Origin of the sequence: Megamonas rupellensis DSM 19944 (assembly GCF_000378365.1) — a bacterium.
In the GTDB taxonomy this organism is placed as follows: domain Bacteria; phylum Bacillota; class Negativicutes; order Selenomonadales; family Selenomonadaceae; genus Megamonas; species Megamonas funiformis.
Genome location: NZ_KB899582.1, coordinates 37,673 through 48,119, shown reverse-complemented (window position 1 = coordinate 48,119; position 10,447 = coordinate 37,673). Strand labels below are relative to the sequence as shown.

Genomic DNA, 10,447 nt, shown 5'->3' with positions numbered 1-10,447 from the left:
AAATATCAAAAATTATTAAAAGAAAAAGGCATTATCCAAAGCATGAGCCGAAAAGGCAATTGCTTAGATAATGCCGTAATAGAAAATTTCTTTGGTTTACTAAAAAGCGAATTATTCTATTTAAAAAAATTCAAATCCGTTGAAGATTTTATAAAAGAGTTAAAATCTTATATAAAATATTATAATACAAAACGGATAAAGATAAAACTAAAAGGACTTAGTCCTGTAGAATACAGAACTAAGTCTCAATTAGTAGCTTAATTAATATGTCCAATATTTTGGGTGCATATCAATTGTATCTTGCTTTTCTTTTTTAGTTGTATAAATAGAAGATTTTTTACAAATATAAAAATTGGAATAGCAAGATGAGTATCTTTATCAAATGTTCTAATGCATAAATATTGATTAAATGTTATATAAATGATAAGATTTAATTGAAGTAAATTTCAGTTAATTTTAAATTTTTAATATTTTGGAGGGGATATTATGACCGTTTACAAAGAGACGATACAATTGACATCTCATGGAAAAACACCGACTTTTTTTGATATTACACCACAAGTAAAAACAGCAATACTTAACAGTAAGATTAAAAATGGCATATGTATAGTTATTTCCCCACATACAACATGTGCTGTATTTTTTGAAGAATTTGTGCATGATTATACAGAAAATGGCGATGAATTTTTACAAGCTGATTTAAATAATATCTTGCAAAAACTCATTCCTGATAACATAGCTGAAGGTCAATATAATTATCCAGGTGAAAAACATTATGAAGCAGTTGCTTCTTGGCCAAATGCAGAAGATTATTTACCTAATGGTGATAGAACAGCATTATTAAATTGTGAAGCGCATTTAAAAGCTACTTTAATTGGTTCAAGTGAAACTTTTGAAGTTGATAATGGTGCTTTAGGTGTAGGTACAACAGGATACGTTTATTTTGTAGATTTTGATAGAACTCGTTCGCGTACAAGAAAATGTAAAATTATTATTATGGGCGAATAATAGGAGGTTTTTATATGTTAGTGTCTTCAAAAGAATTATTACTTACTGCAAAGCAAAAACATTTTGCTATACCTTCTGCTAATTTTGTAGATGAAATTTCAGCAAAAGCTCATATAGAAGTAGCAGAAGAAATGAATTTACCATTGATTTTATCTTTTGCTCAGGTGCATAGTAAATATCAAAGTCTAGAAGAAGCAGCTAATATAGGAAAATATTATGCTAATAAAGCAAAAGTTCCTGTAGTATTGCATTTAGACCATGGTGAAGATTTTGATTTTATAAAAAGAGCTATTGATTTAGGTTTTACATCTGTAATGATTGATGCTTCAAATGAAACTTTAGATGAAAATATTAGAATTACAAAAGAGGTAGTAGATTATGCACATGCACATGATGTTTGTGTGGAAGCAGAAATTGGGCATGTTGGTACAGGTGTAAGTGTAGATGCATTAAGTGAAGCTAAGTCAGTATATACTTCTGTAGAAGAAGCAATAAAATTGACACAAGAAACAAATTTAGATTCTTTGGCAGTATCTATCGGTACAGCACATGGAAGTTATAAAGGAACACCTGTAATTAATTTTGAACGTTTAAAAGAATTATCAGAAGCTTTAGATGTTCCATTAGTGTTACATGGAGGTTCTTCATCAGGTGATGAAAATTTATCTCGTTGTGCTAAAGAAGGTATAGCGAAGATAAATATTTATACGGATTTTATTTTAAATGCATATAAAAATTTACAAGAAAATGAAGCTAAAGACTATTTTGCTGTTAAAACACTATTAAAAGATGGTATAAAAGATATTTTACGCAGATATTATAAAGTATTTAGTACACAAAATATTTAATACAAACTAAAAATATGGAGGAGATTATTTTGAGAAAAATAAAAACACCGTTTTTTATGGTAAATCCTAAATCATATTTATATGGGAAAAAGCTTTTAAAATTGGCATTGGCAGCAGATGCTATAGCTAAGGAAAAAGATTTTGATGTATTTTTTACAGCACCTTTTGTAGATTTGAGAATGATTGCTGAAAATACAACTAATTTGATAGTTACAGCACAACATATGGATAGTTTAAAAGCTGGCAGAGGTATGGGTTATGTTGTACCAGAAGCTTTGGCAGAAGCTGGCGTAAAAGCTGTGTTTTTAAATCATGCAGAGCATTCTTTGAAATTAGAAGAATTGGTAAAAGTTATTAATAGAGCTAAAGAAAATGATATGTATACAGTAGTATGTGCTGATTCGGTAAAAGAAGCCCAAGCTATTGCAACATTAAAACCAGATATTTTATTATGTGAACCAACTGAATTAATCGGTACAGGTACGGTAAGTGATAAATCTTATATTGAAGCCACAAATAATGCTATTCGCAGTATTGATGCTGATATATTAGTTATGCAAGCAGCTGGTATTAGTACAGGAAAAGATGTTTATGAAACAATTATAAGTGGAGCTGATGGAACAGGTTGTACAAGCGGTATAGTTTGTGCAAAAGACCCTGAAGCCATGGTGAAAGAAATGTTAGATGCAATAGAAAAAGCTGTTAAAGAAAAAGGATAAAATAGGAATTTTAATAAATAGTATAAGATTTTTTCTTATACTATTTGTTATAAAAAAATAAAAATATAAATTTATGTAGAGGGGGAGTTTTTTATGGATTTTATAGCATTTTTAGCGAACGGTTTTATTGAGTTATTTAAAGCAGGTGCTACAACCTTTATGGGATGGGTAACGGGTATTATTCCACTTGTAGTAGTATTGATGACTGCAGTAAGTGCATTGATAAAACTGATCGGTGAGGAACGAGTATATAGTGTAGCACAGAAGGCAACAAAATATACGATTACAAGATATACTATTGTTCCAGTACTCGCAGTTATATTTTTAGCTAATCCAATGTGTTACACTTTTGGTCGCTTCGTTGAGGAAAAATATAAACCTGCTTTCTATGATGCAGCTGTAAGTTTTGTTCATCCAGTAACAGGATTATTCCCACATGCAAATGGCGGAGAATTGTTTGTATATATGGGAATTGCATCAGGTATTACAACATTAGGCTTGCCACTTGGAGATTTGGCAGTAAGATATTTTATCGTGGGTGTAATAGTTATTTTTATTAGAGGTTTTGTAACAGAAAAGATTTTTGCAAGAATGTCTGCAAAATAATATGATAAAATGTTCTAAATCAGAACATTTAAATCTATCATCAATTACTTTTACATTTGTTCTAGTCTAATAGTATTGCAAAAATAATTATTTAAGTGTATTATAAAGTCAGTTAATAAATTAAGAAACATCAGTTTATACAAAATATTCTATTTATTTTATAGGTGCTATTATGAAGAAGATAATTGATGATATTAGATTAATTTACAAATGTTGTAGTCTATATTATGAAGATAATATGAGTCAACAAGAAATTTCAGAAACCTTGCAAATTTCTCGACCTTCTGTAGCTAGAATGATAAAAAGTGGTAGACGTAGTGGAATTGTCAAAATTGAGATAAAAAATCCAGATAATTTGATGTTTGCCAATATGGAACGTGAATTAGAGAAGAAATTTGGCCTAGAAGAAGTGGTAATAGCAGCAGCTAATTCTACAGAGATAGGACCAAATATTATAAATGAAAATTTAGCGCAGGAGATGGCAAAATTTTTAACTAGAATAGCAGAAGACAGAGAATATATAGGTGTGACAATGGGGATGACTCTTAGAAATTTGACTCATGCAAATTTATCTAATATAGAAAAATTAAAATGTACTTTTGTTCCCATTGTGGGTGGTATTGGTGAAAGCCGATATGACATTCATTCTAATTATATAGCAATGGCCTTTGCTAATATATTTAAGGCAGATTGTTTACAATTTTTTGCTCCATTAGTGTTTTCCAAACCAGATTTATTGAATGATTTTTTACAAGAAGAATCAATGCAGGGAATTTTAAAGAGCTTTAATAAAATTTCTACTGTAATTATGGGGATAGGCATACCAGATAGAGCTCATTCAACTATCTTAAAGGCTGGTTATATCAATGAAGAAATGTTTGATACTTTTGTTAAACAAGGTGCAGTCGGAGATATAGCAATGCAGTTTTTTGATAAAGATGGAAATGTAGAAAGGTTTAATGTTTTTAATAAATTGGTATCAGGTATGCCTATTGAAAAGTTAAAAAAGATTAGACGTAGAATAGGCGTGGCAACAGGAAAAATAAAAGCAGATTCAGTTGTTGGTGCTATAAAAGGTGGCTTTGTAAATATCTTAATAATTGATTCGGAATGTGCTCAAGCATTATTAAACTACGAGGAATGATGATGATGGACTTTACAATGTTATTTGTTTGTTTATTAGCATTTATGGTGATTCAAGCATTAGGAACATATGTTCAAGTGCAACAATATAAAAAAGCTGTGCGTCGTTTACATAAAAAAGGCAATATTGGTATAGGAAGTAAACGCTCAAGAATAAGAAATAATATTGTAATTATTGCTTGTGATAATCAAGGGAAAATTGTTGATGGAGAGTTAATGGAAGGTTTAACTGTATTTACAAAGTTTAAACAAATTCCAGATATTATAGGTAAAGATATATTTTTATTAAAAGAAGAATATGAAGCTTTATCTAAAAAAGAGAAAAAACAATTTAAAGGTCATCTGCAAGCAGTAGAAGCTTTATGTAATCGACTTAGCTCTATTGAAAATACATGAATTTTTTTAGGGGGAACAAAATTATGGAATTAATTGCGGGATTGGCAAACGGTTTTATTGAATTATTTAAAGCAGGTGCAGCTACGTTTATGAGCTGGGTAGTGAATATTATACCTCTTGTAGTGGTTTTAATGACAGCTGTTAGCGCTTGTATCAAATTGATTGGTGAAGAAAAAGTTTACAATGTGGCTGGTGTATTAACTAAAAGCATTTTTACTAGATATACATTATTACCAGTTATCTCTGTATTGTTCTTAGCAAATCCTATGTGTTATACATTTGGTAGATTTGTTGAAGAAAAACATAAACCAAGTTTTTATGATTCAACAGTAAGTTTTCTTCATCCAGTAACAGGATTATTCCCACATGCAAATGGCGGTGAATTATTTGTATATATGGGAATAGCAACAGGGATTACTACATTGGGATTGCCACTTGGTGATTTAGCTGTACGTTATTTTATAGTTGGTGTGATTGTAATATTTATTCGTGGTGTCGTTACAGAAAAAATATTTGCGATTATGAAATCTAGAAATTAAAGTTATAAGAGAGGAGTTAATCCATATGTATAGAGCGATAACAATTACAAGAGGTAGTGCTGGTTGGGGCGGTCCACTTACTATTAAACCTACAGAAAAATGTTATAAAGTAATAAGCGTTACCGGTGGTGGTATACATCCAGTAGCAACTAAAATTGCTGAAATGACAGGTGGCGAAGCTGTTGATGGTTTTTCAACTGGTGTTCCTGATGATGAAGTAATGATTGCTGTAGTTGACTGTGGTGGTACAGCTCGTTGTGGTGTATATCCTAAAAAGAAAATTTTTACTGTAAACTTAACTGCAGTGGGAAAATCTGGCCCTCTTGCTAAATTTATAACAGAAGATTTGTATGTTTCAGATGTTACAGAAAATTGTTTAAAATATGCAGATGAAAATGCAGTAATTACACAAAAAGTTTCTGAAAGTAGTGATAGTCAAAAAGCACCAAAAACTAAAGCTCAAGCTAGAGCTGAATTAGCTGAAATGAATGCAGGGAAAAAGAAAAACATCATAACTCGTATGGGTATTGGTGTAGGTGCTATTGTAAATAAATTCTATCAAGCTGGTCGTGAAACTATTGAAATGGTAATTAAAAATATCTTACCATTCATGGCCTTCGTAAGTATGATTTTAGGTATTATCAGTGCTTCTGGTATCGGTGATGTAATAGCAAATACTATTTCTCCACTTGCAAGTACATTACCTGGTATGATAGGTATTTCTATTATTTGTGCATTACCATTTATCTCTCCAGTACTTGGACCTGGTGCTGTAATTGCACAAGTTGTTGGTAGTCTATTAGGTGTACAGATTGGTTTAGGAAATATTCCTCCACAATATGCACTTCCAGCATTATTTGCAATCAATGCTCAAGTAGGTGCTGACTTTGTACCAGTTGGTTTAAGTTTAGGTGAAGCAGAACCAGAAACTATTGAACTTGGTGTTCCAGCAGTTTTATATTCCAGACTTATCACTGGACCTGTAGCTGTTTTAATTGCTTATGTATTTAGCATTGGTTTATATGCTTAAGTAAAAAGAGAAAAAGAGGTACTTAAAGATGAAATATTACGCAGAAATAACAGGTTGGGGCGACGAAGCAAAAGCTTTTTTAAAAGAGTTGAATTATATAATTTTATTCAATGATAATGCTCCATCAGAACTTGCTGAAATATCTATATTACATTCTATTGGTGAAATGAAAGGCGATATTGAAGTTGGAGATACTATCATTATTGCAGAAAAGGCTTTTGAAGTAACAGCTGTTGGTGATGAAGCTCAAAAAACTTTTAAAGAATTAGGTCATGCTACTATTAATTTTGCAGGTAGAGATGTACCAGATTTACCAGGACATATCATGTTAAAAGGTGATGAAGCTTTAACAGAAGATGATATTGTTAAAGGCGCTAAAATTGAAATATATTGATAATTAATTACCAATATAAATATATAACAAAATATTTTATGGAGTGTGAATTTCAATGCTTAATATGGATCAAAAACTTTTAAAACGTGAAGAAGAAGGAAAAATTATTCGCACTGGTATCGTAGGTGCAGGTCAAATGGGTAGAGGTATGGTTACTCAAATGGCTATCATGAAAGGTATCAGTCCATCAATCGTATCTGATATTAAAATTGAAAATGTAATCAATGCTTTCCATTATGCAGGTATTAGTGATGAACAAATTGCTATCGCTAAAACTTTAGAAGATGCAAATAAATATATGGAAATGGGTAAATTTGTAGCAACAGATAATTCTGATCTCATTTCTCAAGCAAATTTAGTAGAATGTGCTATTGACGTTACAGGTGTGCCTGAAGTTGGTGTAAAAATTGCTATTGACTCCATGAATAATGGAAAACACGTAGTAATGATGGACGTAGAAACAGATGTTGTAATTGGTTCTTATTTGAAAAAACTCGGTGATAAAAATGGTGTAGTTTATACTGGTTCTGCTGGTGATGAACCAGGTGCTGTAATGGAACTTTACTCTTTTGCTAAAGCTATGGGTATGGATGTAAAAGTAATGGGTAAAGGTAAAAATAACAAACTTGATTATGATTGCAATCCAGATACAGTATTAGAAGAAGCTACTCGTCGTAAAATGAGCCCTAGAATGCTTTGCGCATTTAAAGATGGTACAAAAACAATGGTAGAAATGACTGCAATGTCCAATGCAACTGGTTTAGTTCCAGATGTTATCGGTGGTCATGGTCCTGCTGCAAGTCCAGCTGAACGTTGTAAAGAATTAAATGAAATCTTCAAATTAAAAGAAGATGGCGGTATTTTAAATAAACATGGTGTAGTTGAATATGTAAATGGTATTGCTCCTGGTGTATTCGTAACAGTTTCTACTGAAAATGAAGAAATTGCATATCAAATGCAATATCATAGCATGGGTCCTGGTCCACTTTGGACATTATATCGTCCATATCATTTATGCAACCTTGAAACACCATTAACAGTAGCAAAAGCAGTTATTGATAAAGAACCTACTATTATTCCTATTGATGGCCCTGTAAGTGAATGTATTACTGTTGCTAAACGTGATCTTAAAGCTGGTGAATATATTGATGGTATTGGCGGATATACAACATATGGTTCCATTGCAACATCTAAAGAAACATATGAAAAAGGATATGTACTTTATGGCTTAGTTAATAAAAAAGCTCGTATGTTAAAAGATGCTAAAAAAGGTCAATTATTAACACTTGATATGGTAGAACTTGATACAAGCACTCAACTTTATCATGTACGTAAAGAACAAGATGCTATGTATGGAAAAAAATAATACTTACTAAAATATAAATTTTAATAAGTATTTAAAAGAAAAATATAAATAAAAAATAAATTTGTTACAATAATTAATATACTATACCCTAAAATATAAAACAAGATTATAAAATAATATAAGGTCTTTACTTTTTAATAGTAAAGACCTTATCTATTTAATTATATAAGTAAAGGGATAGTAAAATAATAGTTTTTATAAATCTATTTGTTGAAAAAAAATGAAATATCCATTATAATAAAATTTGTTTGATTAGATAAGTTGTATTTTTGTTAAAGAAAGTTGTAATACAACATTAGGAAGTATATAAGTTTATATAAAATATTTAAAAATATATAAAAATATATATAAATCCTAAAATTAAAAAAGGGGTAGTAAAAAATGACAGACATTAATAATTTATCAGTTAATGCCATTCGTGTATTAGCAGCAGATGAAGTACAGAAAGCAAATTCTGGACATCCAGGTCTTCCACTTGGCTGTGCACCAGTTGCTTATGAACTTTGGGGCAAACATATGAACCACAATCCTAAAAATCCTAAATGGGTTAATCGTGACCGTTTCATTTTATCCGGTGGACATGGTTCTTCTATGCTTTATGCTCTTTTACATTTATTTGGTTATGGCTTAACTGTAGAAGATCTTAAAAATTTCCGTCAAGATGGTTCCTTAACTCCAGGTCATCCAGAATATGGTCATACTGTTGGTGTTGAAGCTACTACTGGTCCACTTGGTGCTGGTATGGGTATGGCTGTTGGTATGGCTATGGCTGAAGCTCATTTAGCTGCAACTTTCAATAAACCAGAATTCCCTGTTGTAGACCACTACACTTATGTATTAGGTGGAGATGGCTGCATGATGGAAGGTATTTCTTCTGAAGCATTTTCTTTAGCTGGTACATTAGGTCTTAGCAAATTAATCGTTATTTATGATAGCAACAAAATCTCCATTGAAGGTAGCACAGATATTGCTTTCACTGAAAATGTGCAAAAACGTATGGAAGCATTTGGTTTCCAAACTATCACTGTTGAAGATGGTAACGATTTAGAAGCTATCGGCAAAGCTATTGAAGAAGCAAAAGCTGATAAAACTCGTCCTTCTTTCATCACTGTTAGAACTCAAATCGGCTATGGTTGCCCTGCAAAACAAGGTAAAGCTTCCGCTCATGGTGAACCTCTTGGTGTAGACAATGTAAAAGCTATGAGAGAATTCTTAGGATGGGAAAGTGAAGAAGCTTTCTATGTTCCACAAGAAGTTTATGATAACTACAATAAATTAGCTGAAAATGGTGCTAAAGCTGAAGAAGCTTGGAATACACTTTTTGTTGATTATTGTGCAAAATACCCTGAATTAAAAGCTCTTTGGGATAAATACTTCGGTGAAGTTGATGCTAAAGGCCTTCTTGAAGATGAAGAATTCTGGGCTTATGAAGATAAAGCAGTAGCAACTCGTGCTCTTTCTGGTACAATGATTAACCGCTTAAAAGATAGATTACCAAATCTCTTCGGTGGTAGTGCTGACCTTGCTCCTTCTAACAAAACTCATATGAATGATGCTGGTGATTTCAGCAAAGATGATTATCTTGGCAGAAACTTACACTTTGGTGTTCGTGAATTCGCTATGGCAGCTATCGTAAATGGTATTCAATTACATGGTGGCTTAATCTCTTATGGTGCTACATTCTTCGTATTTAGCGATTATACAAAACCAATGCTTCGCTTAGCTTCCTTGATGAACTTACCTGTAACAATGGTATTCACTCATGATAGTATCGGTGTTGGTGAAGATGGTCCTACACATGAACCTATTGAACAATATGCTATGCTTCGTTCTTTACCAAACTTCAACTTATTCCGTCCAGCTGATGCTACAGAAACAGCTGCTGGTTGGTATTTAGCTGTAACAAGCAAAACTACTCCAACAGGTCTTGTATTAACTCGTCAGAACTTACCACAGCTTCCTGGTAGCTCCAAAGAAGCATTAAAAGGTGGTTATGTAATCGCTGATTCCACTAAAGAAACTCCAGATGCAATCATTATCGCAACTGGTTCAGAAGTATCTTTAGCTTTAGATGCTAAAGCAGAATTAGCAAAAGAAGATATTGATGTTCGCGTAGTAAGTATGCCTTGCGTAGACTTATTTGAACAACAATCCGCTGAATACAAAGAAGCAGTTCTTCCAAAAGCTATCCGTGCTCGTGTAGCTGTAGAAGCTGGTACTGATTTTGGTTGGGGGAAATATGTAGGTTTAGATGGTGCTGTTGTAACTATGCATGGTTTCGGTGCTTCTGCTCCTGCTGATATCTTATTCAAAAAATTCGGCTTCACTACTGAAAATGTAGTAAATACTGTTAAATCTGTTCTTTAATAAGTAGTAAATATTTTTATAGAAAAAGACG

General features: G+C 32.0%; 12 protein-coding genes. All 12 read left to right on the top strand.

What is annotated here, in order from left to right; genetic code table 11:
- A partial coding sequence (locus F553_RS0107535) for an IS3 family transposase (protein WP_018999638.1) occupies nt 1-261 on the top strand: 261 nt, incomplete at its 5' end.
- 225 nt (nt 262-486) lie between these two features.
- Nucleotides 487-1,008 (top strand): YjbQ family protein, encoded by a 522-nt coding sequence (locus F553_RS0107530; protein WP_018999637.1) that lies wholly within the window; start codon nt 487-489, stop codon nt 1,006-1,008.
- 14 nt (nt 1,009-1,022) lie between these two features.
- Entirely contained in the window at nt 1,023-1,856 is an 834-nt protein-coding gene (locus F553_RS0107525) for a class II fructose-bisphosphate aldolase (protein WP_018999636.1), read from the top strand.
- A 29-nt stretch (nt 1,857-1,885) separates the two neighbouring features.
- Nucleotides 1,886-2,575, top strand: a complete 690-nt coding sequence (locus F553_RS0107520) for a triose-phosphate isomerase (RefSeq protein ID WP_018999635.1) — start codon at nt 1,886-1,888, stop codon at nt 2,573-2,575.
- A 93-nt stretch (nt 2,576-2,668) separates the two neighbouring features.
- Nucleotides 2,669-3,181 (top strand): PTS glucitol/sorbitol transporter subunit IIC, encoded by a 513-nt coding sequence (srlA, locus tag F553_RS0107515; protein ID WP_018999634.1) that lies wholly within the window; start codon nt 2,669-2,671, stop codon nt 3,179-3,181.
- 172 nt (nt 3,182-3,353) lie between these two features.
- A complete protein-coding gene (locus F553_RS0107510) occupies nt 3,354-4,325 on the top strand; it encodes a sugar-binding transcriptional regulator (protein ID WP_026296970.1) in 972 nt (323 codons plus the stop codon).
- Nucleotides 4,326-4,327: 2 nt separating this feature from the next.
- Nucleotides 4,328-4,720: a transcriptional regulator GutM gene (locus tag F553_RS0107505; RefSeq protein ID WP_224169607.1), complete on the top strand. Its 393-nt coding sequence runs from the start codon at nt 4,328-4,330 to the stop codon at nt 4,718-4,720.
- Between the two features lie 23 nt (nt 4,721-4,743).
- The gene (gene srlA / locus F553_RS0107500) at nt 4,744-5,259 is read left to right on the top strand and encodes a PTS glucitol/sorbitol transporter subunit IIC (protein ID WP_015562850.1); all 516 of its coding nucleotides are present in this window, start codon (nt 4,744-4,746) and stop codon (nt 5,257-5,259) included.
- 25 nt (nt 5,260-5,284) lie between these two features.
- Nucleotides 5,285-6,289, top strand: a complete 1,005-nt coding sequence (srlE, locus tag F553_RS0107495) for a PTS glucitol/sorbitol transporter subunit IIB (RefSeq protein WP_018999631.1) — start codon at nt 5,285-5,287, stop codon at nt 6,287-6,289.
- A gap of 28 nt (nt 6,290-6,317) precedes the next feature.
- Nucleotides 6,318-6,683: a PTS glucitol/sorbitol transporter subunit IIA gene (locus F553_RS0107490; RefSeq protein ID WP_015562848.1), complete on the top strand. Its 366-nt coding sequence runs from the start codon at nt 6,318-6,320 to the stop codon at nt 6,681-6,683.
- A 55-nt stretch (nt 6,684-6,738) separates the two neighbouring features.
- Nucleotides 6,739-8,049 carry an NAD(P)H-dependent oxidoreductase gene (locus tag F553_RS0107485; RefSeq protein ID WP_018999630.1) on the top strand — a complete coding sequence of 437 codons (1,311 nt, stop codon included), beginning with the start codon at nt 6,739-6,741 and terminating at the stop codon, nt 8,047-8,049.
- A 381-nt stretch (nt 8,050-8,430) separates the two neighbouring features.
- Nucleotides 8,431-10,416 (top strand): transketolase, encoded by a 1,986-nt coding sequence (gene tkt / locus F553_RS0107480; protein WP_018999629.1) that lies wholly within the window; start codon nt 8,431-8,433, stop codon nt 10,414-10,416.
- Nucleotides 10,417-10,447: the final 31 nt, after the last annotated feature.